Origin of the sequence: Cellulophaga tyrosinoxydans (assembly GCF_900176415.1) — a bacterium.
Classification (GTDB): domain Bacteria; phylum Bacteroidota; class Bacteroidia; order Flavobacteriales; family Flavobacteriaceae; genus Cellulophaga; species Cellulophaga tyrosinoxydans.
In genome coordinates this window covers 54,479-80,023 of sequence record NZ_FWXO01000006.1, presented here as the reverse complement: position 1 = coordinate 80,023, position 25,545 = coordinate 54,479, and the positions used below count along the sequence as shown (strand labels likewise).

Here is a 25,545-nt window from a genome sequence, read left to right as displayed (position 1 = left end):
ACTTAATATTTTGATGTATTTGTGTTTAACAACTATGTCAAAAAACAGCATACTACATGAAGTTACGTGCAGAAAATATAATGAAGTCATACCGAGGCCGACAAGTAGTTAGAGGTATTTCTTTAGAAGTTAATCAAGGTGAAATTGTTGGACTCTTAGGACCAAATGGAGCTGGAAAAACAACCTCTTTCTATATGATTGTTGGACTTATTAAGCCCAATGGAGGTAATATTTTTCTAGATAATATGGACATTACCAAATTCCCCATGTACAAACGTGCACAAAACGGAATTGGTTATTTAGCACAAGAAGCATCTGTGTTTCGTAAACTAAGCATTGAAGAAAACATTTTGAGCGTTTTGCAACTTACAAAGTTGAGCAAAAAAGAGCAAGAAATGAAAATGGAATCGCTTATTGAAGAGTTTAGCCTTGGTCATATTCGTAAAAATCGTGGTGATTTACTTTCTGGTGGTGAGCGTAGACGTACTGAAATTGCTCGCGCATTAGCAACCGATCCTAAGTTTATTTTATTAGATGAACCTTTTGCTGGTGTAGACCCTGTTGCCGTTGAAGATATACAGCGTATTGTAGCGCAATTAAAAAATAAAAACATTGGTATTTTAATTACCGACCATAACGTACAAGAAACGCTAGCGATCACAGAACGTTCTTATTTAATGTTCGAAGGAGGAATTTTAAAATCGGGGATTCCTGAAGATTTGGCTGCCGACGAAATGGTTCGTAAAGTATACTTAGGCCAGAATTTTGAACTTCGGAAAAAGAAATTGGATTTTTAATTTTAATCTAATACTGGGACTGCCAGTAATAGCCAAACCCAAATCACACTCCATATTAAGCCCAAACTATTCAGTAGGATGACACCTATGTTTTCTCTGTACTTTTTTTTAAAAGTAAAAAAAGCTATAACCAGAAATATAAGACTTGAAATAGCAATTGAAACCATTAATCCACTAATTGTATCTCCTTCAGAACTCACTAGTGTCCTTATTAAAAAAAGCAATAAATAACAATTAACCAATATAATTAGAATTGCCAATATAGAATTTAAGAGTTTCATTTTAAAAATTAAATGGATCCATTCTTACTTTCTTTAATTGAGCTCATCAACGAAAGTAAAATATACAAGGCTATAATTGCTGGAATTGCTAAATATTTAAGGGTTGCTAGACATAGTATGCTTATGATAATAAAAATGTATCGCATTGCATTATCATTAAAACTCCAGTTTTTAAACTTCAACGCAAATAATTTCAGCTTAGAATTAAGCAAAAAAGCACTTAAAAAAGTAAGACCAATTAAAAACCACTGATTTAGAATTATACTATTTAAAATATCATTATTATGATACAGCATAATTAGCGGTAATGATATAATTAATAATGTATTTGCAGGTGTTGGCAAACCAATAAATGAATCTGTCTGGTTTTCATCAATATTAAATTTAGCCAATCTATAAGCAGATGCTAAGGTAATTATCAAGCCTAAAAGTGGTATCAAACCTTCTACATTAGATCCAAAATTCTTCCAAAAATTCGTTTCGGATCCTGCACTCCAACCACCCGTCGAGGCCATTTCTAACATTTTAAACATAACAATTCCGGGCACAACACCACTTGTAACCATATCTGCTAACGAATCTAATTGCAAGCCTAGTTCACTTTTTACATTTAATAATCGTGCTGCAAAGCCGTCAAAAAAATCAAAAACAATACCCAGAAAAACAAAAACTGCTACCATTTCAAACATACCGTGCACCGCAAAAAATATAGCAATACAACCACAGAAAAGATTAAGCAATGTTATCAGGTTTGGAATATGTTTTTTCATTTGTTAAGCTTTTGGTAAAAATAGGATATTTTTGCGGGAACCAAATATGTATCCCATTTTCTTCGCATATTTGTTTGTAGAAAAATTTCAATAAAAACTATGAGATTATATAAATGTATTCTTAGTTTACTTTTAGTCTTTTCAACTCTTGCATTTGCACAGCCAACATTATCAGATCATGCTAAAATAAGCATACTTACCATAGGGACTGCTGATGAATTATACGCCAAATTTGGACATAGTGCCATACGAATCCAAGATGCCGCTCAAGGTATTGATGTGGTTTACAATTATGGTCAGTTTGATTTTAACACACCAAATTTTTATTTAAAATTTACACAAGGAAAATTACTATACCGTCTTTCAAGAATTTCATTCGCCAACTTTTTATATGATTATGAAGTAGAAAACCGATGGGTGAAAGAGCAACAACTATTACTTTCTAGCAAAGAAAACAATGAATTATTCGCGTTCTTAGAAAACAACTACTTACCAGAAAATAGATATTATAAGTACGATTTTTTGTTTGATAATTGCTCCACCAGAATACCAGCGGCTTTAAAATCTGTTTTAGGCAATAAGTTAATCTTTGAATATGGCCATTTAAAAGATCATTATACTTTTAGAGAGCTTATTCATCAAAATTTAGAGGTGAATTCATGGTCTAATTTTGGAATTGATTTAGCACTAGGATCTGTAATAGATCGTAAAGCGACACCTTCTGAACATATGTTTTTACCTATATATGTGTATAAACAGTTGCCAAATACAAAAATTAATAAACAGCCATTAGTCCTTGACGATAAACTATTGTTAGACACAAAACCGGTTGTAAAAAACACTAATTTTTTCACTTCACCATTATTTTGGTTAACATTAGTGTCAATTGTAATTATCGGTATAACCTATAGCAATTTTAAATCTAAAACAAGATCCAGAATAGTAGATTTCACCTTGTTTTTTATAACTGGACTCGCAGGACTAATAATAGTTCTTTTATGGTTTGCAACGGATCATCAAGCCACTGCTAAGAACTTTAATTTTTTATGGACATTTCCTTTAAACCTAATAATTGCATTTGTGGTATTAAAAAAGAAGAAAATGCCCAAATGGATACTAAGTTATATGTATTTGTTACTGGCAGGGATTTTTATTTCTTTAGCAATTTGGCTATTTAAAGTGCAGATCTTCAACATTTTAATAATACCAATACTAATAGCGCTGGTAGTTCGATATTCCTTTTTAATTTATTCGGAAAGGTCAAACATAGTTCACTAACTTTGCCATCGTTAATAAATAAAGTTCATGAACCTACTCTCGGTAGAAAATATTGCCAAAGCCTATGGCGAACACGTATTATTTTCTGATATTTCATTTGGAATAAATAAAGATCAGAAAATTGCCCTAATAGCTAAAAATGGAAGTGGAAAAACATCCATATTAAACATTCTCTCTGGAATCGACACACCTGATTCTGGTCAGGTAAATTACCGCAAAGGCATTCGAGTATCTTTTTTAGACCAAGAGCCAAATTTAGACCCTAATTTAACCATTGAGGAAACCATTTTTGCTTCCGATAATGAAGTACTTCAGGTTATCCGTGCTTATGAAAATGCACTAGAAAATCCGGATGATGCTGATGCCTACCAACATGCTTTTGAAGGTATGGAGCGTTTTCAAGCTTGGGATTTTGAAACACAATACAAGCAAATCTTATCCAAGCTTAATTTAAATGATATTCATTTAAAAGTTGCCATACTCTCAGGTGGACAAAAAAAGCGTTTGGCACTAGCAAATGCTCTTATTAATAAACCAGATTTATTAGTACTTGATGAACCTACCAACCACTTAGATCTTGAAATGATTGAATGGTTAGAGGAGTATTTTGCTAAAGAAAACATGACACTTTTTATGGTGACGCACGATCGTTACTTTTTAGAAAGAGTATGTAATGAAATTATAGAACTTGATGAAGGTGTAATGTATCCTTACAAAGGAAACTATTCTTATTATTTAGAAAAGAAAGAAGCTAGAATAGAACAAGAAGTTACCGAGCAACATAAGTCTAAACTACTATTTAAAAAAGAATTAGATTGGATGCGTAGACAGCCTAAAGCTAGAACCACTAAATCTAAATCAAGAATAGATGATTTTTACGAGATTAAGGATAGGGCCAGTAAACGTAGAAATGAAAATCAAGTAGAACTCGAAATTAATATGGAGCGCATGGGAAGTAAAATTCTTGAGCTTCATAAAATTTCAAAATCATTTCCAGGAAAACCTATATTAGATAAATTCGAATATAATTTTCTTAGAGGTGAGCGTCTTGGAATTATTGGTAAAAATGGTACAGGAAAATCTACCTTCTTAAATATTATTAGTGGCAATGACGAACCAGACAGTGGAAAAGTGGTAGTCGGCGAAACTATAAAATTTGGTTATTACACCCAAAAAGGTATTAACATAAAAGAAGGTCAAAAAGTTATAGATGTTATTCGCGAATTTGGTGATTATATTCCACTAGCCAAAGGCCGTCAAATTTCAGCACAGCAACTATTAGAGCGCTTTTTATTTGACCGTAAAAAACAATATGATTTTGTTGATAAACTAAGTGGTGGGGAACGAAAACGCTTGTATTTATGTACAATTTTAATTCAAAATCCTAATTTTTTAATCCTCGATGAACCTACCAACGATTTAGATATTGTAACCTTAAACGTTCTTGAGAGTTTTTTAATGGATTTTCCTGGCTGTTTACTTGTTGTTTCACATGATCGTTATTTTATGGATAAAATTGTAGATCACCTTTTTGTTTTTAGAGGAGATGCAGTTGTCGAAGATTTTCCAGGCAATTATAGCGATTTTAGAGCATACGAAGATAGTGTAGTTATGGAATATCGCGCTTCTAAGAAAGAAAATACTCCTGTAGAACCAGAAAAAACAGTTAAGGTTAAAGAAGAGAAAAAAAAGTTAACCTTTAACGAGCAAAAAGAGTTCACTAATCTTGAAAAGGAAATAAAAAAGCTTGAGCAAAAGAAAGTAGATACACAACAAAAGTTTGCGGATACTTCTTTAACGGGTGAACAAATAGATAAACTATCCATAGAATTAAAAGAAATTGAAGAAACAATAGAAGCGAAAACAGAACGCTGGTTTGAGCTCTCTGCACAATTAGAATAATTGGTAATGTATTTTTTTCAACGTATAAAATTTCTATTAACCGCTACAAATCAACACGGCGTACACTCCCCTTTTGTGTATGCCTTTGTAACCAAGTGCCTATATAGTAAAAAGGTGTTCTGCAAAAGCAAATCACTCAACACTGCACAAAAAACACTGGCTTATTTTAATATATCTCAAATACAAACTATCGAAAAAAACAGCGCTTTAAAAAATCAAATTATTAAGAATTTTCCAAAAATTGGCTTTGATTATAATACAACCGACTTTGTTTATTTTGAAGAATTAACTGAAAACACATTTAAAAAGATTACTAAAACCAGTACCTTTCATAACGAGAGTATTGTTTTTATAAATGCAATTTATAAAGATTATAAAAATTGGGATCAACTTATTAAGCACAATGCTATTAAAGTTAGTCTAGATTTATTTTATTGTGGAATTCTTTTTTTTAGAAGAGAACAAGAAAAAGAACATTTTAAAATTAGAATATAATCCAGTAATTTTAGGCAAATACCCATAACATGAATAACTTTATTTATATACTTTTTGTCCTTTTAGCAGTAATTTTCTTTGTCAATCTGTTTTATAATAAAAAGAAAAATAAGGCCCGAAAAAATCGAAAGTTCATGGATCGACATAAAAAATAACACTCCTAATTCCATTAGAACACTTAGTGTTTAAACCATAATCAAGATTAATTTACCAGACATGAAAATTTACACAAAAACGGGAGATAAAGGCACAACGGCACTTTTTGGAGGCACCCGTGTAGCTAAACATCATATTAGAATAGAAAGTTACGGTACCGTTGATGAATTAAATTCTTGGATAGGTTTAATTAATGATCAGGAAATTGATGCACATTCTAAAAAAATATTGACCTTAATTCAGCATAAATTATTTATAGTTGGTGCTGTTTTAGCTACAGATCCAGCAAAAGCAATTTTACAAAATGGAAAAGATCGCTTAAATATTGATAAAATTAGTTCGGAAGACATTACAATTCTTGAGCATGAAATGGACGAAATGGAAAAACATTTACAACCAATGACACATTTTATTTTACCTGGAGGTCACACCACGGTGTCATACTGTCATATTGCCAGAACTGTTTGTAGAAGAGCAGAGCGTTTAGCCTCGCATTTAAATGATATTGAACCATTTGAAGAAAACGTGCTAAGTTATTTAAACCGATTATCAGATTATCTGTTTGTACTAGCTCGTAGATTATCGGCACTTTTAAACGTTGAAGAAATCAAATGGATTCCCGAAAAAAAATAAAGATAATATTCTGTTTTTCAACAATATATGATTTTTACCACAAAATATTTTTGTAATAAATTGAAATAAACTTGGATATATCAATTTAAAATTTATTTTTGCAAAAAATTAAAATCATACTACTAACATGTATTGGACTTTAGAATTAGCATCTTATTTAAGCGATGCGCCTTGGCCAGCTACCAAAGACGAGTTAATAGATTACGCAATTAGAACCGGTGCTCCACTAGAGGTTGTAGAAAACCTACAATCAATGGAAGAAGAAGGTGGCGAAATTTACGAATCGATTGAAGAAATTTGGCCTGACTATCCTACGGAAGAAGATTACCTCTGGAACGAGGACGAATATTAAAATATTAACGTAATAACATTAAAAAAGTCTCATCAGAGGCTTTTTTTTTACTTAATTTTGAACTTTAATGACAAAGAGAAAAGTAATTCGGGTCATTAAGGTTCATTCTGTCATGTTATTGCTTAAAAAAAGCTTTGGTACGGTTATAGCATGACACTTAAAAAATAATTTACAGTATGAGTTTTTTAAATTCTGTTTTGAAAATTTTTGTTGGCGATAAAGCCAAGAAAGACGTAAGCGCACTACAACCAATAATAGATAAGATACATTCCTTCGAAAAAGAACTTTCAGGTTATAGTCTTGATGAAATTAGAAATAAGACTATTTCATTTAAGGAGCAAATAAAGAAAGATACTCAAGAAATAAACGATAAAATAAAGACGCTAGAGGAAGAAGTTAAATCTTCTAAGGATATTGATAAAAATGAAGATCTTTATACCGAAATAGACCGCCTTAAAAAAGAAGCTTATGAAGTTTCTGAAAAAACATTAAACAACATTTTACCAGAAGCTTTTGCTGTAGTAAAAGAAACTGCAAAACGTTTTGCAAACAATACTACATTAACGGTTACTGCATCTGAATTCGACAGAGTACTTTCTGGAACTAAAGATTATGTTACCCTTGATGGAGATAAAGCAATTTGGAAAAATTCTTGGAATGCAGCAGGTAAAGAAGTGACCTGGGATATGGTTCATTATGATGTTCAGTTAATTGGAGGTATCGCACTACACCAAGGTAAAATTGCAGAGATGCATACTGGTGAAGGTAAAACATTAGTGGCAACGCTACCTTTATATTTAAATGCTCTTACAGGCAATGGAACACATCTTGTAACTGTAAACGATTACTTAGCAAAAAGAGATAGTGCGTGGATGGCGCCTATTTTTCAATTTCATGGCTTAACCATAGATTGCATAGACAATCACCAACCAAATTCTGACGGAAGACGTGCTGCTTACAATGCAGATATTACTTATGGAACCAATAATGAGTTTGGATTTGATTACCTAAGAGATAACATGGCACATACGCCAAGTGATTTGGTACAACGTCCGCATAATTATGCCATTGTGGATGAGGTCGATTCAGTTTTAATTGATGATGCTCGTACACCTTTAATAATCTCTGGTCCAGTACCAAAAGGTGATATTCACGAATTTGATGAATTAAAACCAAAAGTTAATGATTTAGTTAACTTACAAAGACAATATTTAACAGGAGTCTTAGCTGAAGCTAAAAAATTAATAGCTTCTGGAGACACTAAAGAAGGTGGATTTCAATTACTACGTGTACACCGCGGTTTACCAAAAAATAAAGCTTTAATTAAATTTTTGAGTGAAGAAGGAGTAAAACAATTGCTTCAAAAAACCGAAAATTATTACATGCAAGACAACAACCGCGAAATGCCAAAGGTTGATGAAGAATTGTGGTTTGTAATTGATGAAAAAAACAATCAAATAGAACTTACAGAAAAAGGTGTTGAGCATATTTCAGGCGAACAAGATCCGTCTTTCTTTGTAATGCCTGATATTGGTGGTGAAATTGCTAAAATTGAGAATCAAAATCTAGACATAGAAAAAGAAGCCGAATTAAAAGAAGTTCTCTTTAAAGAATTTGGCGTTAAAAGTGAGCGTATTCATACCCTGAATCAACTTTTAAAAGCTTATACCCTATTCGAAAAAGATGTAGAGTATGTGGTAATGGATAATAAGGTCATGATTGTTGATGAGCAAACGGGTCGTATTATGGATGGTCGTCGTTATTCCGACGGATTACACCAAGCTATTGAAGCAAAGGAAAGTGTAAAAATTGAAGCAGCTACACAAACTTTTGCAACAGTTACGCTACAAAACTATTTTAGAATGTACAGCAAACTTTCGGGTATGACTGGTACAGCAATCACTGAAGCTGGAGAATTCTGGGAAATCTATAAACTAGATGTTATGGAAATTCCGACCAACAGACCAATTGCTCGTGATGATAGAAATGATTTAATCTATAAAACCAAACGCGAAAAATACAACGCAATTATAGAAGAAGTTAGTAATCTTTCTGCAGCAGGAAGACCAGTTTTAATAGGTACAACCTCAGTTGAAATATCAGAACTTCTTTCACGAATGCTTACCATTCGTAAAGTTCCACACAATGTATTAAACGCAAAATTACATAAAAAAGAGGCCGAAATAGTTGAAGAAGCAGGTAAAGCAGGTATTGTTACCATTGCAACCAACATGGCTGGTCGTGGTACCGATATTAAGCTTTCAGATGCTGTTAAAAAAGCAGGCGGACTTGCTATAGTTGGTACAGAACGTCATGATTCTCGTCGTGTTGACCGTCAGTTAAGAGGTCGTTCAGGTCGTCAAGGAGATCCAGGAAGTTCGCAATTCTATGTTTCACTAGAAGATAACCTAATGCGTTTATTTGGTTCTGATAGAGTAGCAAAAATGATGGATAGAATGGGATTAGAAGATGGTGAAGTAATTCAACATTCTATGATGACCAAATCTATTGAACGTGCACAGAAAAAAGTGGAAGAAAATAACTTTGGTGTTCGTAAGCGTTTATTAGAGTATGATGATGTAATGAACGCACAACGTGAGGTGGTGTATAAAAGACGTCGACATGCATTGCATGGAGAGCGTTTAAAGGTAGATATTGCTAACATGATTTACGATACCTGTGAGGTAATCGCAGAAACCAATAAAAATGCTAGCGACTTTAAGAATTTTGAGTTTGAATTAATAAAATACTTTTCTATAACGTCTCCTATTACAGAATCGGAGTTTGCGAAAAAAAGTATTCAAGAAATTTCAACGCAATTATACAAATCGGCCTACAACCATTATCAAGAGAAAATGGAGCGTAGCGCTGCTGTTGCTTACCGTGTTATAAAGAATGTTTTTGAAGAAGAAGGCAATAAATTTGAGCGAATAGTGGTACCATTTTCAGATGGCATCAAAACCTATAATATTGTCACCAATTTAAAAGATGCTTATGAAAGTGATGGTAAACAATTAGTTACGGATTTTGAAAAAAACATCACTTTAGCAATTGTTGATGAAGCGTGGAAAGTTCATTTACGCAAAATGGATGAATTAAAGCAATCTGTACAATTAGCTGTTCATGAACAAAAAGATCCACTTTTAATTTACAAATTCGAAGCTTTTGAATTATTCAAAGGCATGATTGAGAAAGTAAACAAGGAAGTAGTAGCATTCTTATATAAAGGTGAAATTCCATCAGGCAACAATACCAATATTCAAGAAGCTAAAGCGGTAAGTCGTCCTAAAGAAAAATTAAACGTTAGTAAAGAAGAGGTTTTAAATAGCGATGAACTTGCTGCTCAAAATCGTGCTGTTGGTCAAAATCAAGGAAATAGACCACAAGTTACTGAGACAATTACTAGAGAAGCACCAAAAATTGGCCGAAATGACCGTGTTACTATAAAAAATGTAATGTCTGGCGAAAGCAAAACATTAAAATATAAGCAAGCCGAACCCCTTATTTTAAAGGGAGAATGGGTGATTACAGAACATTAATCACTTAGATCAAAAAATAATGATAAAACGACAGCAAATTAAAGCTGTCGTTTTTGATTTTATCAAAAACATATTTAGCTTTACAGAAGTGTACTAGATATATATTTTAAAAAAAAGAAAAAAAACCATCAGGACGATAGTGAATTTCTTAACTTTAAAAATACAATCAGTTAAATTAACTAAATGGCATACCAACAACGCCTGAAAACCAAGACCAATTTAATATTAAGGGTAAACTATATATCCTCAATTCTCTCGTTGTTATTCGGAATTGTATGCTTTTATTTTCTTGACATAGTTAAAGTAATACCATTTGTTTTTTTTGGTTTCACCATTTTAAATTTAATCAACACCTTAGCATTTACATACCATAAAAATTTAACGCTTACTTACAACATTACTTCAATAACAGCACTATTAAGTGCAGTTACTGTAACATTATTTAGTGGAGGAATCAACAGTTCTTTTATTTTCGTACTCGCATTAATTGTTTTTGCAGGTTATGTAACTACAAAAAAATATGGCGCATTTTACCTTTATCTAATATTCGTAATTGTAACGCTAATATTTTTAGAAAGTTTTTTCAATTTTAAATTTGTACAAAACGAAATTCCTGAAGATTCAAGAAAGGTATTTAATTTTATCAGTATTCTATTTTCTGTTTATCTACTTGGTGGTGTTTTTGGAAAAGTATTGGTAAAAACACATTATAATCTATACCGTTCCAAAATGGAGGTAGAACAACAGGTGAAAGAAAAAGAAACTTTGCTTAAAGAAGTACATCACAGAGTAAAGAACAATCTGCAAACAGTTTCTAGTCTTTTAAGTCTACAAGCTAGAAACATGAAGGATCCTGACATGAGAACCATGATAAAAAGCAGCCAAAATAGAGTAAATTCTATGGCTATGGTTCATGAAATGCTTTATATGCGAGAAGATTTATCTAAGATTGAATACAAATCTTACGTAGAAGAATTAAGTGAATATTTGGTAAAATCTATAAAAGGCACTGATAATAGAATAAAAGTAGCCATTGATATTATTGATATCAATTTAGGGATTGACACCGCTATTCCACTTGGTCTTTTAATTAATGAGGCTATTACCAACTCCTTAAAATATGGTATTAAAGATAATTCTGAAGGCGAAATAAGTATTGCGCTTAAAAAAGAAACCGATGATGATTATATTCTAAATATAGGAGATAATGGTGAGGGGTATGCAGATACTATTACACCACAAACGAGTACATCATTAGGGTTAAAGCTTATCTATAATCTTACCAGACAATTAAAAGGTTCCATTTTAAAAGATGCTTCAAAAAAGGGAACAAATTATATTATTAAGTTTAAAGAAATAGGAGAAAATTTTCAGCCTATCGGCTAATTAAACTTTTCTAGACTTTACTTTTACAGGCTTCATTAAGGTAATCTTGTTGTAAAAATATACCAATGATACTAAAGATGAAATTCCAAAAATCAATACTAAAGATACGATCATAATTATGCTAATTTAGATTTGTTAGATTTAGTTGTGAAAGACAATTCCTTTTTTACTTTGTAATTTCTGTCCATGTACAAACGAGCAACTTTAGTTTCGTTGTTGTTTAATGTAGTTTTTATTGTTGAATTCACTAAAACAACATTTTCTGTTTGTGTTGCTACTTTTGCATCAACATTAGAATCTTGTGCATTTGCGAATAGACCGATAAAAAGAACAAATAAAATAGTTAAAATTGCTTTCATGACTTGGGTTTTACACTGTAAAGGTAATCCCACTTAGAAGCCTATTTCGTCGATTTTCGGTCAATACCGTTTATCTTTCGGTGAATGAACTTAATCTAGATGTAAGTAACTTTTTCCTCGATAACAGAAATTAGGATAAAATTCCGTTAACGTAAAAAGCTGCATTTAATCGATAACACTTTATCTATAAGCCCAACAATAGATTGGGATCCGGGCAATTACTTTTATAAAAAGCAAGATCATTTTCAGTACACACTCCTGGATAATCTCCATGATAAGCACCAATATCATTTATAATCTGAAAATGTAAATGTGGAGCATAATTCACATTTATATCCGGTGTGCCTAAAAAACCAAGTGTCTCACCTCGCTCAAATTCTTTTCCTACATATACATTTTTAATCGAGTCTAAGGAAAGATGCCCATATAAAGTGTAAAAGGAGCTATCATTAAATTGGTGATGCAATATAATTGTTGGCCCATAATCCCCCATAGCACTATTATTTTGAAAGCTATGAACCTTTCCTTTTATTGGTGCCAAAACAGAAGTACCTGCTTTAGCCCAGTAATCTATTCCTAAGTGTATATTTCGCAGCGCCATGGTGTTGCTAGAAAAATTACTTTTATCGGAATACAAATTGCGCTTTTCTAAATAGCCTCCATAAGCAACCTCAGCATGGTTTTTTTTCAAAACCGAATCTATATATTCTTGACAAGAGGTTGGGTTTGTAATGTTGTAAGCATCTAAAGCTGCATTCGTTATCGACAAATCAAGTGCCGTGTATGAATTAATACTTATAGCTGCATCTAATATTGGTATGGCGGTTGCAGACAAGCCATGCAAGATTGATTCTAACTTATTCATATTTCAAATATAATACAGGTTTATATTTGTAGATAAATCAACTTGTGTTATAATTACAAAAATATTAACATCTTCAGCAGTATTTCTTCGTAAGTAATTACAAATTTGGACTACTAATCTTAAAAAAAACATATGAATTATCTAAAAACATCCTTTTTAGCGGTATTTATAGTAACTGCAATAAGTTGCCAATCTAAAACCAAAGATAAAATATCATCAGCATCCGTAATTACTGAGTCTACACAAGACCTATCTAAATATGAAACCGCCTATTTCGCTAGTGGTTGTTTTTGGTGTGTAGAAGCAATTTTTGAGAGTGTAGAAGGTGTAAAAGAGGTTGTTTCTGGATATTCTGGTGGAAAAGAAAAAAATCCTACCTACGAAGAAGTTGGATATGGTAGAACTACACACGCTGAAGCCGTTAAAGTATATTATAACCCAAAGGAAATAAATTTTGAAACTCTTGTAAAAGTCTATTTTGGTTCGCATGATCCAACTACAATAAATGGTCAGGGACCAGATATGGGCAAGCAATACCGTTCTATAGCATTTTATAAAAATGATGCTGAAAAGAAAATAATTGAAGACTATATGGCGAAATTAACCTCTGAAAAGGTATATAATAAACCATTGGCTACAGAAGTTTCTAAGTTTACTATTTTTTATGATGCTGAAGAGTATCATCAAGACTACGAGAAAAACAACCCAAACAACTCCTATATTCGAAATGTATCTATTCCTCGATTAAACCGCTTTAAAAGTAAGTTTCCAGAGTTGCTGAAAAAAAACGGTCATTAAATATGCTTTTACTCCAAAACCACATCGCTATATTTAGATGTGATAAGAATTGATTTATCGGCAGTTTTATATTGGTTATAACCTTTATATAAAACAGTATTCTGATTTTTTGTCTTATTTAATTTAAGTGATGAAGGTGCTGTAAATTTGGAATTTTCCCCATTTGCTTGCAAAACAAATGGGATTGATGGAAGTTTACAATATAACTCGCCATTTTTCATTGAAACATTTATAGATGAAAAATCTTTAGACACCTGCTGTATGGACAATGCTCCAAAATTATTCTCAACAAGAATATTTTTTAAAAGATGTTCTATATTTACCTCAGAAGAATTTGAGTTCAAGGTTAATGAATTTACCTTTTTCAAATCAACATTATCAGAATAATTCACTTTTAGTTTCCCGTAGTTCCAATTTTGGACATTTACAGGAGAATAAGAGGCATCTATTTCAGTTTTATCACCATCTATCGTTAAAGCTATTAAATCAGAATATGAAAGCTTAGCATTCATATTCCTAGTGTTTTCGGCCAATTTTACTTCTCCATGACGCACGTTCATTTTAATAGTTGCAGATTTTGGCATCTTTATTTTTATATTCTTTTTTACTTTAACTTTTTCGCTTTTCCCATCTCCGTTAGCATTAATATAATAGACGTTTGGACTATTTACAAAACTTCTACTTATTTGTTTAGAAATTGTGTCACCATTTCTTATTAAAAACTGTAGTCGCCTTTCTTCTGCGTTTTCCTTTAATCTTGTTTGTAGCGCTTGCTGTCTTTCTTGCATTGCTGGCCTACGCTCATGGATAGCCTCTTTCCTATCGGCTTTGGCTTGTTCATAAGCTATAATTCTTTGTTTGCTTGCTTTTTCTGATTGCTTTCTACTTTTTTCATGATGCGCTTTACTTGCTTGCTCTGCTTTCATTTGCCAATCCGCCATTTTTTTCTCAAAATCCTCACCAAAATTTGTATCAAATTCTTTTTGCCATTTTTTTAAATAAGCATCGCCTTCTTTTTGAAAAGCATCATAATCAAAATCAGGTACTGGCATTGGTGGCACAGGTGGCATTTGAATACTGTCTATTACAAAATCCAAAAAATCTATTTCAGGTATTGCCGTAATTTCGGGTATTACTATAGCCTCATTATTCCACGAATTAGTGAATCCGCCAGTAGAGTGTTTAAAAAACCACGTATTTTCAACACCTGTAGTAACATCAATTTGTCTACTATTGCCTGTTATTTTTATTTCGTTTTGCTTAAAATAGGCTTCCATTTCTTTAGAACTGGCTCCCTCTATTTCAATAACTACCTCGATCGCTATTTGATTTTTATTCCATGTTTCAAACTCAATATCTGTATGTGTGGTATTTATATTTAATACCGCATTGTCATTTACATTAAAAATCTCGTTAAAGGTTTTAATTTGTTTTTGGGCGTTCCCGCTTATTCCTAAAAAGAATACGATGGAAACTAATTTATATACTAATTGCTGTTTCATTTTTTGATGACTTTAATTCGGTTAACTTTTCTTTTAGTTTTTTCAACAACTGTAAGCGTAACTGTAGATTTTGAATTAATGCGGAAATTGTTTGATCATTAGGGCCAATAGTATTCAGCTCCTTTGTTAAAAGTTGATATTCAGTATTTAATTCTGCCAACCGCTCCATATAACCATCTACAAGTAGTTTGTTTTCATCGGATACTTCTAATTGAGCCAATTCGAGATTAATCGTTGCAACATAATACTGCTCTATTTTTTTTAAATCTGGTGATAAATCGCCTAAAGAAATGGTGTTTATTTTATCATTTTCTTTTTGAACATCTACAACACTTGTTTGAGGATTGTTTTTAATATTTAAATTAGAATACCAATAAAAACCGAAACCAATGAACACCACAACCGAAGCTGCAATTTTAAAAACAAACCATTTAGACGTGCTTCTTTTAGGTAACTCCTGGTCTAAACGATTTAAAAACCGGTCTTTATGCCCTGACTTAAGCTGAAAGCTTTCCGTGGCTCTCTTTTCATCAAAAAGCTTTCTAAGATCTTGTTGTTGCTCCATTTCTTTTCTTTAACAAATTTTCTTTTAACATACATTTTCCTCTTGATAAATGTGTTCTACAAGTAGTTTCTGGAATATCTAAAATTTGCGATATTTCTGAATGATCATAACCTTCAATCAAATAAAGCATTAATACGTACCTATATTTATCAGAGAGTTCATTAATTTCTGTCCTCACTTCTTCTATAGTGATATCAGATTGTATTTGCCAATCATCATCGTCAACTACTTGTATTACATTTTCCTCGAGCGGCACATGTTCATTGCGCTTTGCTTTTAAAAAATCGATACATTTATTCACTACAATTCGTTTCAACCAAGCTCCAAAAGTTACTTCTCCTTTATACTGATCAATTTTTAAGAAAGCCTTAATAAATGCTTCTTGCAGAACGTCTTCTGCATCATCACTATTTCTTAAAAATCGCATTACAACGCAAAACATACCATCACAATACTTTTCATAAAGCTGTACTTGAGCTTTACGATTGTTAGCTTTACATTGCTCAATTAAATCTGTTTGGAATTTTAGCAAACTTTCCAAGTTAGTTTTTAGTTGTTGTTATCTTAAGGACGATACAAATATTTAGATGTTGCAAAAAAGTTTAGATTTGCGACTTAAAATTTTTCCAATTGAATCAAATTACGATTAAAAACGAATATATTGAATTAACAGTTCTAGATTTTGGGGCAATTATTCAAAAACTTATTGTTAAAGATAAAAACGGAAATCCAACAAATACTGTTGTTGGGTTGGAGTCTACCGAAGAGTATTTAAAAGATAACATGTATTTAGGTGCTTGCATTGGACGCTATGCTGGCAGAATATCCAATGGAAGTTTTACTCTTGAAGGTAAAAAATATAGGGGGTACCAACAGAATAATGTACATCTTCATGGCGGGCAAAGTGGGTTTAACCAAAAGTACTTTACTATTGAAGAAGTAAATCATGGTAAAGAACCTTATATAAAACTGTCATACTTGAGTCCTGATTTAGAGGAAGGTTATCCTGGAAATTTAAATGTAATGGTAACCTATACTTTGCTGGCTAATACATTAAAAATCACACACGAAGCTACAACAGATAAAACCACCGTTGTTAACTTAACCAATCATTCTTATTTTAAATTAGATTCCGAACCAGTTATAGATCATTATCATTTAAAGCTTAATTGCAATAAAATACTTGAAACACATACTAATCTTCTCCCAACAGGGAATTTTACAGAAGTTAACCAGACTAAATATGATTTTTTAAATAAAAAGATTATTGGAGAAACACGTTTAGACACGCCATTTGTAATTAACACTAACAACAATTTAGCAGCCGAGGTTAGTTCTGAAATATCAGGAATTACTATGTTAGTGAAAACCAATCAACCTGCAGTAGTAATTTATACCCCTCCAACTACTGGGTCTATTTGTTTTGAAACTCAAAATTTCCCAGATGCTCCTAATCATACTCATTTTCCCTCAAGTGTTTTAGAGCCCTCAGAAAAATATGTAAACGAATCAACCTTTACATTTAAAACATAAAAAAAAGCGGATATTTTTAAAAATATCCGCTTTTTCTTTATCATAAACATTCTTTATTCCTCTAGCAATAAATTAAGAGTTACCGTAATGTTATCTCTTGTAGCTTTACTGTAAGGACATATTTCATGTGCCGCATTTACCAATTTTTCTCCTTTTTTCTTATCCACTGTCGGAAGATAAGAATCAAGCGTAGCTTTAATTATAAAACCATCTTCTTCCTTTTGGAATGCAATGGTAGCTGTTACACTAAAATCACCTAAATCATCAACCCCATTTTCTTTAGCTACAGCCTGTAATGCGCCTGCAAAACATGTAGAATAAGCAGCTGCAAATAATTGCTCTGGATTGGTATGTGTTTCTTCTATTGTTGCATCACCAATAGGCATTTTAACATCTAAGTCTATAAGTCCGCCTTCACTAGTAACATGACCGCTTCTTCCGCCTTTATTTGTTGCCCTTGATTTAAATATTGTCTTCATTTTTAATTTTATTTAATTTTTATAGCATAATATAGTGATTGAAAAACACCTTACGAAAAATGAATTATTAAATTTGTGTGAATGTTTGAAAAAAGCCTTATTTTCCATCAATCCAATTTCCGAGTTTTTGAAAAAGCCAAAATCTAAATCTGCATTAGAAGAAAAAAAGGGAATAAAAGCTCCTGAGGTTTTTAATGATAAATCTATTGCTCAAATAAAATCTATTCGCAAAGAAAAAATAAGTACAGATACATTAATAAGTGGCATACTTAAAGGTGAAACAGCCACCTTAAGTAGAGCCATTACCCTAATAGAAAGCAACAATACATTACATGCAAAACAAGCAAATGAATTAATTGATGCTTGTATAAAAATCAAAACAGACAGCATTAGAATAGGTATTACCGGTGTGCCAGGTGTTGGTAAAAGTACTTTTATCGAATCTTTTGGGAAATTACTAACTACTAAAGGAAAAAAAGTGGCTGTTTTAGCTGTGGATCCTACTAGTTCAGTAAGCAAAGGCAGTATTTTAGGAGACAAGACAAGAATGGAGGCTTTAGTAAAAAACGCAAATGCATTTATTAGACCCTCTCCATCGGGGAGCTCTCTAGGAGGAGTTGCTAGAAAAACCCGTGAGACTATTATTTTATGTGAAGCTGCTGGCTACGATATTATATTAATAGAAACCGTAGGTGTAGGACAAAGTGAAACTGCCGTACACGGCATGGTAGATTTTTTTCTGTTATTAAAACTTGCAGGCGCAGGCGATGAATTACAAGGTATAAAAAGAGGCATCATAGAATTAGCAGACAGTATTGTAATTAATAAAGCAGATGGAGCGAACAAACAAGCTGCAAAAATTGCCAAAATAGAATTTACAAGAGCGCTACATTTATACCCTCCAAAACAGAATGGTTGGACGCCAAAAGTATTACAATGTTCCGCCATAGAAAACCAAGGCATCGATGAAATTTGGGAGACTATAAAAGAGTACATCGAGACAACTGGCGATTTTTTTCTTGAAAAGCGTAAACAACAAAATAAATATTGGTTGATACAAACTATTGAAGACCGTTTAAAAGCCGATTTTTATCAAAACAAAGCGGTTCAGCAAGAATTTGAATTGCTTTTAGAAAAAGTAATTAATGCTAAAATATCCCCATTTGTGGCCGCAGAACAATTGTTGTTAATTCACAGAAAAGAACTTAAATAAAAACCATAAATTTGCACCTTCAATAAATATGCTATGGCTATCTTAACTAACGACCTTCTTTCTATTGTAGTTCCTTTATATAATGAAGAGGAGAACGTTGTACTACTTACAAAAAAAATACATGAAAGTTTGGTAGGTTACACTTACCAAATTATATATATCGATGATTTTTCTACGGATGCAACGCGCAAAGTAGTAAAAGCAATGGACGATGAAAAAGTACATTTAATAGCATTAAAAAAGAACTACGGTCAAAGTTTGGCTTTAGCTGCGGGTATTGATTATGCTGAAGGGGAATATATTATTACCATGGATGGCGATTTACAAAATGATCCTTCCGATATTCCTCAAATGTTATCTTATACCGTTAACGGTGAATATGATTTAATCACAGGAATTAGACAAAAAAGAAAAGATTCTTTGGTAAAGAAAATACCTTCTAAAATAGCCAATTTTATGGTTAGAAGAGTTACTAAACTAGATATAAAGGATAATGGTTGCGCTCTAAAGGTTTTTACAAAAGATATTGCTAAAGACCTTAATTTATACGGAGAAATGCACCGTTTTATAACCTTATTAGCACATCTTGAAGGTGCCCAAATTAAACAAGTTCCTGTAAAACATCATGCCAGAAATGCGGGTGTTTCTAAATATGGCTTAGAGCGTGTTTTTAAAGTAGTGGCAGATATGATGCTTCTATTATTTATCCGCAAATATTTTCAAAGACCGATTCACTTATTCGGTATTTTTGGGGTGCTTCTTATAATGCTTGGGGTAGTTATAAATGCATACCTTCTTGTAGTTAAATTAATGGGTGAAGATATTGGAAATAGACCATTATTAATATTTGGATTGATGTTTATTCTCGCAGGAATTCAACTATTTACTATTGGAATTGTAATGGAGTTATTAATTCGTACTTATTACGAATCTCAACAGAAAAGACCTTACCGCATTAAAAACATATCAATAGGTGATAAAACCAAATAAAAAAATAATAACAGCACTTAAATTTATTATAAGTGCTGTTTTAATCTATTTTGTTTTTACTAAAATTTCTTTTAATGACGTTTTAGATTCCTTAAAAAAAACACAACCTATTTATTTAGTTTTAGCTATTGTTTTTTTTATTGTCTCTAAGATTGCTTCTTCATTTAGAATAAACCTATATTTTCACAAGCTCAATGTTTATTTAACCCAACTAAGTAATTTAAAGTTGTATTTGTTGGGTATGTTTTATAACCTTTTTCTACCAGGAGGTATTGGTGGAGATGCTTACAAAGGGTATTTAATTAAAAAGCAATTCCCAGTAGACACTAAAAAAATAGTTGCTGTATTGGTCTTAGACCGTCTGAGTGGGCTATTACTTTTATTTATTTACGCTTGTATACTTATCCTATTTTTAAACAACCCTATACTTAGCCATATTGAAGTTTATGCCAGTATTGCAATCTTTGGGAGTATTTTGGTATTATGGTATCTTAACAAACGTTTTTTTAGCTATGTTTTACCAATTTACTGGAGCTCATTTGGGTATTCAGCACTGGTACAGTTATTTCAACTAATTAGCGCATTTTTTATATTAAAAGCTTTACATATTGATGATAATGTAATAGCCTACCTATTTATCTTTTTAGTATCCTCAATTGTTTCTGTGCTACCCTTAACTATTGGTGGTATTGGTAGTAGAGAAGTAACTTTTTTCTATGGGGCGTCGCTGCTTAACTTAGATCAAGATACCTCAATTGGCATAAGTATGATTTTCTTTTTAATTACGGCTTTTGTTTCTTTATTTGGAATAGTTTACCACTTTAAAAAACCAGCGCTTATCATCAAGTAATTTTTAGTGGATAATATGTATAAGGTACTTACTTTTTAAAGTTTTCCTGCGAGAAGTAGGGTTTAAAAACTTAGCTTGTAACCTTGTAATTCTAAAATCATCTACAGTATATTGTTTATCCCAATCATAAACCGATTCACGAATAATTTGTAGTTCTTCATCTGATACATAAAGCCAGCTGTCATTTTTATTTTCTAGTTCTTCTAAAGAAATAATCTGCACCGGGTATTGATTATAAAAATCTAAAGACCAAGTATGTTCTTCCGTTAACTTATATATAGTATTTACCGGAATCTTATTTTCATGGATAATTTTAGACATTGCAGAACCTGCTTGGTATTGCAATAAATTAGGATAAAAATGAAAATTCATAACCGAATTTAAAAGTAACGATGCCGTAGTTGCTATAGTAATAATCCTAATGGAATATTCTTCTTGTTTTAAGGTGTAGTATGTAACAATTACACTGGTAATTGCCAATAATAGATAGGAATAGAATGATCTTAATTCGAAAACATAAAAACAGAAAAGCGTAATGGCTATAAAAACAATCCCTAGAATAAAGTATTGCACTCCAAGAAAAAACTTAATTACATTCTTTTTTGAGTAAACAGACAAACTAAATAAGTATGAAGCTGTTAATACTGAGAATAGCGGAATAATAGAATTTAAATAATGGGGTAGCTTAAACTGTGCAAAACTAATCAAGATAAAAATCAATGTTATTCCCCCTAACGTTAAAAATTCATACCTAGGGTTATAGTTAAATCTAAGTCTGATAAAAGTTTTTATTCTTCTATAATAAGCGGCTAAACCAATTATTGTCCATGGCAAGAAAACCCATAAAAAGGTATGAAAAAAGAAAAAGTAATCGCTACTGTTTTTACCTATACCCTCTCCGCTCATGCGCTCAAAACTTTGTTCCCATAAAATAAAGAAGATTCCGCTGCGGTTACTTCTTCCTCTAATTATTTTTTCAGGGTGAAGGTCAAATTGCACATAATATGCATACAGAATTGGTGCTATGGTTAGCAAAAACACCAATACACCAATGATAACACGCCAATTTATAAATCGATTCCATTTTCTAGTGTAAGCCAAATGACATAGAATTGGCAATCCAATAACCACAAGCGCTATTTGTCCCTTTGTTGAAAATGCAATTCCTGCACCAAAAGCACCTAAAATCATATGTTTTAGAGCGTTTTTTTCTATATATGCAGTTAATTGCCATAAACCAAAAATGGTAAATCCGGTTAAAACAGCATCTGTTCTAACATCAATTCCAGATAAAACAATGGTTTGGGAGGTAAGAAATATTAATGACGCTATTTTACCAACTTCTTTATTATACAATAATTTACCTAATCCAAAACAACTATAAGCTCCCAATAGTGTAGCCAATAGTCCTGGAATCCGATATGCCCAGTCATGTAAACCAAATAATTTAAATGATAATGCTGCAAGCCAATAATGCATATGTGGCTTATCTAGGTATTCGTTGGTACCTTTAATTAGGTTTATAAAATCGTTTTCTTGAACCATCCGCATGGCCATAACTGCGAATTGTGCAGAATCATTTTCAAATAGCGTTGAAAACATTCCCGCTATGTACACAACAAGTACAAGAAACATTAAAAACCAATACCTAACATTAGATATCATAAGCCAATTTTATGTGTTGCAAATATATATAACTTTAGAAATAACACACTAAATATCAAGCCTATGATTGCACCAGTAAGTATGTCTAATGGAAAATGAACTCCAATATAAATTCTACTATAGGCTACCAAACAAGCCCAGAATACCAATAAATAGCTTACGTATTTAAATTTCTGTTTTAGTAAAAAAGAAAAGAAAAAAGCTACTGCAAATGAATTTGCTGCGTGCGCTGAAAAATAGCTATACTTTCCGCCACAAGAATCTTTAACTAATCGGAACAACCCATTAAGCTCCTGGTCATAACAAGGTCTTAATCGTTTAAATCCATATTTAAAAACATTGGCTAATTGATCCGCTGCAGTAATTAAAAGAGCAACAAAAACTAATACAAATAGGGTTTTTTTAAGCCCGTAACTACGGTAAAATAAAAAAGCTAAAATTAAATAAACAGGTATGGAACTCCATTTATTTGTCACCATCATCCAAAAAGCATCCCAAGTACTGCTTCCTAAATTATTTAAAAAAAGAAAAAGCTCTTTGTCGTAATGAATTAACTCTTCCAGCATAATAGTTATTCCTCGTATCTAGAAACTTCACGGTCGTAAAATGCTGTAGCTTGTTCGATAAGATTTTCAGCTTCAACTTCAAGTTCTTTTTCATCTTCAGAAGAAAAATCCTCCAACCACTCTACTTCATCATTCTCAAGGTTAATGATAAATCTTGGATAATCTGTATGTATTACAAATATTGCTGTTGGATAATCTGTATTGTCGCCAAGCAAAAACTTAGGGAATTCCATAGTATACTATTTTTCAATGTTTAAAATTACAATTATTTGAAATAATACTTGCAAAAATTACTTTGCTATAATTCTTTAGTTGCTATTAACTTTTTTGTTTGCCTGTTAAACCTAATATACAGTAATACTGCCGCAGTGGTTAATCCTGCGAGTAAACCAATCCAAATTCCAGTACTTTTTAAATCTGTGTACAAGCATAAATAATAACTTGTTGGAAATCCTACAAGCCAATAGGCTATAAATGTTAATATTGTGGGGACTTTTACATCTTGCAAACCCCTTAAAGCACCCAAAATTACCACTTGTAAGCCATCTGAAATTTGAAAAACCGCAGCAACAAGTAATAATTGAGCAGCTAAAGCTATCACCTCAAAATTATCTAATTGATTTGCAGCATCATTTACATCTAAATATATTTTTGGCAACCAATCATTAAATGCAAAAAATAAGGCTGCAAAAACTATTTCAAGTAACAACGTAAGAAAAAATATAGAATAAGCCAATCTTCGTAATTCTTTAAAATCGCTTAGGCCTTTCTGGTTACCTACACGTATCATTGCGGCTACCCCCAGCCCCATTCCTACCATAAAGGTCATACTAGATAAGTTTAGTGCAATTTGGTTTGCTGCTTGATGATTTTTACCTAAAACTCCACTAAGCCAAACGGCAGAGGTAAAAATACCTACTTCAAAAAACATTTGTAAAGCCGATGGAAAGCCAAGATTTATAATCTTCTTTAGAACTTTTTTCTCCAAATTTCTAAAATTGAAGCCGGTTACATAATCGTGAAATTTCTTTTTATTCTTAAGTAAATACCAAATAAAAACAACCATGACTACTCTAGAAAATAAGGTACCGATAGCTGCACCGACTATTCCCATTTTTGGAAAACCAAGGTTACCAAATATTAAAACATAATTAAAAAATATATTCACAACATTTGCCAAAATGGTAGCATACATTGGGTATTTAGTCTGCGAGAGTCCTTCTGAAAACTGTTTAAATGCTTGAAAAATAATTAAAGGAACTAGCGAAAAAGCTACCAAATCTAAATAAGGCATTGCTAATTCAACCACTTCTTGTGGTTGTTTCATTAAATACATTAATGGCTTCGCCAATAAAATAAGTCCAAAAAGTGCTAAACCCAAAACCGTACATAAAACCAATCCGTGTTTTAGTGCACTTTTACCTTCTTCTGGCTTTTCGGCGGTATGCGATTCTGCGACCAAAGGTGTAATGGCCGTAGAAAAGCCAATACCTAAAGACATGGCTACAAATACAAAACTATTCCCTAAAGATACCGCTGCTAACTCCGCCGTACCCAATTGACCCACCATTATATTATCGGAAAATTGAACAAAAGTATGCCCCAGCATTCCAAAAATTACAGGAACAGCAAGGGTTAAATTGTACTTAAATTCTTTAGTGTATTGTTGAAGCAAATTATAATTTTTCAGTCGCAAAGATACCACCTTCCTTTTTAGATTTCATGCTTTTTAAAAAGGATACTTATAAAGCGTTTATATTAATTTTTTTTTGCTTCTTCCCAAAAAACATCCATTTCAGCTAAGGTCATATCTTTCAATTCTTTACCTAATCCTTTAGCTTTACTTTCTAGGTATTGAAATCTTCCTATAAATTTTTTATTGGTCCGTTCTAATGCATTTTCAGGGTTTATTTTTAGAAACCTTGCATAATTAACCATAGCGAAGAGCACATCACCGAACTCAGCTTCCATAGCATCTTTATTGTCTGACTTTACTTCATCTTGAAACTCTTGCAACTCTTCTTGAACTTTTTCCCAAACTTGTTCAGGCTTTTCCCAATCAAATCCTACCCCAGCTACCTTTTCTTGTATTCTACTGGCTTTAACTAATGAAGGTAAACCTTTAGGCACACCCTCTAAAACAGAGTTTTTACCTTCTTTTAATTTTAGTTTTTCCCAATTTTGTTTCACCTCTTCCTCATTGGCAACTTTAACATCACCATAAATGTGTGGATGTCTATGTATAAGCTTTTCACAAATATCATTTGCAACATCGGCAATATCAAAATCATTTGTTTCACTCCCTATTCTTGCATAAAAAACAATATGCAATAAAATATCTCCCAGCTCCTTTTTAACTTCTTGCAAATCGTTATTCAGAATTGCATCACCCAGCTCATAAGTTTCTTCTATTGTTAAGTGCCTTAAAGTTTCCATAGTTTGCTTTTTATCCCAAGGACATTGGGTTCTAAGCTCATCCATAATAGTTAGCAATCTATCAAAGGCTTGTAATTGTTGGGCTCTGGAATTCATAGAATTGAAATTTATACAAAAATACGAATGTTATAATTT

The 25,545-nt window shown here is 32.1% G+C and carries 25 protein-coding genes; 13 read left to right on the top strand and 12 right to left on the bottom strand.

Features of this window, described 5'->3' with window-relative positions:
* The first annotated feature begins 56 nt into the window (after nt 1–56).
* Nucleotides 57–797, top strand: a complete 741-nt coding sequence (gene lptB, locus B8963_RS14490; protein ID WP_084062830.1) for an LPS export ABC transporter ATP-binding protein — start codon at nt 57–59, stop codon at nt 795–797.
* Nucleotides 798–1,086: 289 nt separating this feature from the next.
* On the opposite strand, the gene B8963_RS14480 is transcribed toward lptB, so the two are convergent.
* Nucleotides 1,087–1,848, bottom strand: coding sequence for a CDP-alcohol phosphatidyltransferase family protein (locus B8963_RS14480; RefSeq protein ID WP_084062825.1), 762 nt, complete (start codon nt 1,846–1,848; stop codon nt 1,087–1,089).
* 99 nt (nt 1,849–1,947) lie between these two features.
* Between B8963_RS14480 and B8963_RS14475 the strand changes: the two genes are divergently transcribed.
* From B8963_RS14475 to B8963_RS14445, 7 genes are all read left to right on the top strand, one after another.
* A complete protein-coding gene (locus B8963_RS14475; RefSeq protein WP_084062822.1) occupies nt 1,948–3,126 on the top strand; it encodes a lipoprotein N-acyltransferase Lnb domain-containing protein in 1,179 nt (392 codons plus the stop codon).
* A gap of 27 nt (nt 3,127–3,153) precedes the next feature.
* Nucleotides 3,154–5,028 carry an ABC-F family ATP-binding cassette domain-containing protein gene (locus tag B8963_RS14470; RefSeq protein ID WP_084062819.1) on the top strand — a complete coding sequence of 625 codons (1,875 nt, stop codon included), beginning with the start codon at nt 3,154–3,156 and terminating at the stop codon, nt 5,026–5,028.
* A gap of 6 nt (nt 5,029–5,034) precedes the next feature.
* Nucleotides 5,035–5,523: a hypothetical protein gene (locus tag B8963_RS14465; protein WP_084062816.1), complete on the top strand. Its 489-nt coding sequence runs from the start codon at nt 5,035–5,037 to the stop codon at nt 5,521–5,523.
* A gap of 216 nt (nt 5,524–5,739) precedes the next feature.
* Complete coding sequence (locus tag B8963_RS14460) at nt 5,740–6,312, top strand: cob(I)yrinic acid a,c-diamide adenosyltransferase (RefSeq protein ID WP_084062813.1); 573 nt, start codon at nt 5,740–5,742, stop codon at nt 6,310–6,312.
* A gap of 127 nt (nt 6,313–6,439) precedes the next feature.
* Complete coding sequence (locus B8963_RS14455; RefSeq protein ID WP_013551418.1) at nt 6,440–6,664, top strand: DUF2795 domain-containing protein; 225 nt, start codon at nt 6,440–6,442, stop codon at nt 6,662–6,664.
* Between the two features lie 176 nt (nt 6,665–6,840).
* Nucleotides 6,841–10,203 carry a preprotein translocase subunit SecA gene (secA, locus tag B8963_RS14450; protein ID WP_084062811.1) on the top strand — a complete coding sequence of 1,121 codons (3,363 nt, stop codon included), beginning with the start codon at nt 6,841–6,843 and terminating at the stop codon, nt 10,201–10,203.
* A 183-nt stretch (nt 10,204–10,386) separates the two neighbouring features.
* Nucleotides 10,387–11,589, top strand: coding sequence for a sensor histidine kinase (locus B8963_RS14445; RefSeq protein WP_084062808.1), 1,203 nt, complete (start codon nt 10,387–10,389; stop codon nt 11,587–11,589).
* A 116-nt stretch (nt 11,590–11,705) separates the two neighbouring features.
* On the opposite strand, the gene B8963_RS14440 is transcribed toward B8963_RS14445, so the two are convergent.
* Nucleotides 11,706–11,948, bottom strand: a complete 243-nt coding sequence (locus B8963_RS14440) for a hypothetical protein (RefSeq protein WP_084062806.1) — start codon at nt 11,946–11,948, stop codon at nt 11,706–11,708.
* 184 nt (nt 11,949–12,132) lie between these two features.
* Nucleotides 12,133–12,813: a peptidoglycan DD-metalloendopeptidase family protein gene (locus B8963_RS14435; protein ID WP_084062803.1), complete on the bottom strand. Its 681-nt coding sequence runs from the start codon at nt 12,811–12,813 to the stop codon at nt 12,133–12,135.
* A gap of 132 nt (nt 12,814–12,945) precedes the next feature.
* On the opposite strand from B8963_RS14435, the gene msrA reads away from it, so the two are divergent.
* The gene (gene msrA, locus B8963_RS14430; RefSeq protein ID WP_084062801.1) at nt 12,946–13,611 is read left to right on the top strand and encodes a peptide-methionine (S)-S-oxide reductase MsrA; all 666 of its coding nucleotides are present in this window, start codon (nt 12,946–12,948) and stop codon (nt 13,609–13,611) included.
* 8 nt (nt 13,612–13,619) lie between these two features.
* Here the strand turns inward: msrA and B8963_RS14425 are convergent, their stop codons facing one another.
* The 3 genes from B8963_RS14425 to B8963_RS14415 are packed head-to-tail and all read right to left on the bottom strand — an operon-like array spanning nt 13,620 to nt 16,219.
* On the bottom strand, nt 13,620–15,113 hold the full coding sequence (locus B8963_RS14425; protein ID WP_084062799.1) for a cell envelope integrity protein TolA: 1,494 nt from the start codon (nt 15,111–15,113) through the stop codon (nt 13,620–13,622).
* A complete protein-coding gene (locus B8963_RS14420) occupies nt 15,091–15,678 on the bottom strand; it encodes a hypothetical protein (RefSeq protein WP_084062793.1) in 588 nt (195 codons plus the stop codon). The genes B8963_RS14425 and B8963_RS14420 overlap by 23 nt, the downstream gene beginning before the upstream one ends.
* Nucleotides 15,656–16,219, bottom strand: a complete 564-nt coding sequence (locus B8963_RS14415) for an RNA polymerase sigma factor (RefSeq protein WP_084062790.1) — start codon at nt 16,217–16,219, stop codon at nt 15,656–15,658. The genes B8963_RS14420 and B8963_RS14415 overlap by 23 nt, the downstream gene beginning before the upstream one ends.
* A gap of 89 nt (nt 16,220–16,308) precedes the next feature.
* Here B8963_RS14415 and B8963_RS14410 point away from each other — a divergent pair, with 89 nt between their 5' ends.
* Complete coding sequence (locus tag B8963_RS14410) at nt 16,309–17,211, top strand: aldose epimerase family protein (RefSeq protein ID WP_084062788.1); 903 nt, start codon at nt 16,309–16,311, stop codon at nt 17,209–17,211.
* A 53-nt stretch (nt 17,212–17,264) separates the two neighbouring features.
* Here the strand turns inward: B8963_RS14410 and B8963_RS14405 are convergent, their stop codons facing one another.
* Nucleotides 17,265–17,690, bottom strand: a complete 426-nt coding sequence (locus B8963_RS14405) for an Ohr family peroxiredoxin (RefSeq protein ID WP_084062785.1) — start codon at nt 17,688–17,690, stop codon at nt 17,265–17,267.
* Between the two features lie 85 nt (nt 17,691–17,775).
* Here B8963_RS14405 and meaB point away from each other — a divergent pair, with 85 nt between their 5' ends.
* From meaB to B8963_RS14390, 3 genes are read left to right on the top strand one after another with little or no spacing between them, the layout of a single operon-like run.
* Complete coding sequence (meaB, locus tag B8963_RS14400) at nt 17,776–18,903, top strand: methylmalonyl Co-A mutase-associated GTPase MeaB (RefSeq protein ID WP_234989679.1); 1,128 nt, start codon at nt 17,776–17,778, stop codon at nt 18,901–18,903.
* 33 nt (nt 18,904–18,936) lie between these two features.
* Nucleotides 18,937–19,893: a glycosyltransferase family 2 protein gene (locus tag B8963_RS14395; RefSeq protein WP_084062782.1), complete on the top strand. Its 957-nt coding sequence runs from the start codon at nt 18,937–18,939 to the stop codon at nt 19,891–19,893.
* A complete protein-coding gene (locus B8963_RS14390; protein ID WP_084062779.1) occupies nt 19,877–20,743 on the top strand; it encodes a lysylphosphatidylglycerol synthase transmembrane domain-containing protein in 867 nt (288 codons plus the stop codon). Before B8963_RS14395 ends, B8963_RS14390 begins: the two co-directional genes overlap by 17 nt.
* 3 nt (nt 20,744–20,746) lie before the next feature.
* Here the strand turns inward: B8963_RS14390 and B8963_RS14385 are convergent, their stop codons facing one another.
* The 5 genes from B8963_RS14385 to mazG all read right to left on the bottom strand — a co-directional run bounded on the left by B8963_RS14385 (nt 20,747) and on the right by mazG (nt 25,506).
* Nucleotides 20,747–22,408, bottom strand: a complete 1,662-nt coding sequence (locus B8963_RS14385) for an ArnT family glycosyltransferase (RefSeq protein ID WP_084062777.1) — start codon at nt 22,406–22,408, stop codon at nt 20,747–20,749.
* Nucleotides 22,405–22,974 (bottom strand): phosphatase PAP2 family protein, encoded by a 570-nt coding sequence (locus B8963_RS14380; protein ID WP_084062775.1) that lies wholly within the window; start codon nt 22,972–22,974, stop codon nt 22,405–22,407. Before B8963_RS14380 ends, B8963_RS14385 begins: the two co-directional genes overlap by 4 nt.
* A gap of 5 nt (nt 22,975–22,979) precedes the next feature.
* The gene (locus B8963_RS14375; protein WP_084062772.1) at nt 22,980–23,207 is read right to left on the bottom strand and encodes a hypothetical protein; all 228 of its coding nucleotides are present in this window, start codon (nt 23,205–23,207) and stop codon (nt 22,980–22,982) included.
* 65 nt (nt 23,208–23,272) lie between these two features.
* Nucleotides 23,273–24,649 carry an MATE family efflux transporter gene (locus B8963_RS14370; protein ID WP_084062769.1) on the bottom strand — a complete coding sequence of 459 codons (1,377 nt, stop codon included), beginning with the start codon at nt 24,647–24,649 and terminating at the stop codon, nt 23,273–23,275.
* Between the two features lie 83 nt (nt 24,650–24,732).
* The gene (gene mazG, locus B8963_RS14365; RefSeq protein ID WP_084062767.1) at nt 24,733–25,506 is read right to left on the bottom strand and encodes a nucleoside triphosphate pyrophosphohydrolase; all 774 of its coding nucleotides are present in this window, start codon (nt 25,504–25,506) and stop codon (nt 24,733–24,735) included.
* Nucleotides 25,507–25,545 lie beyond the last annotated feature (39 nt).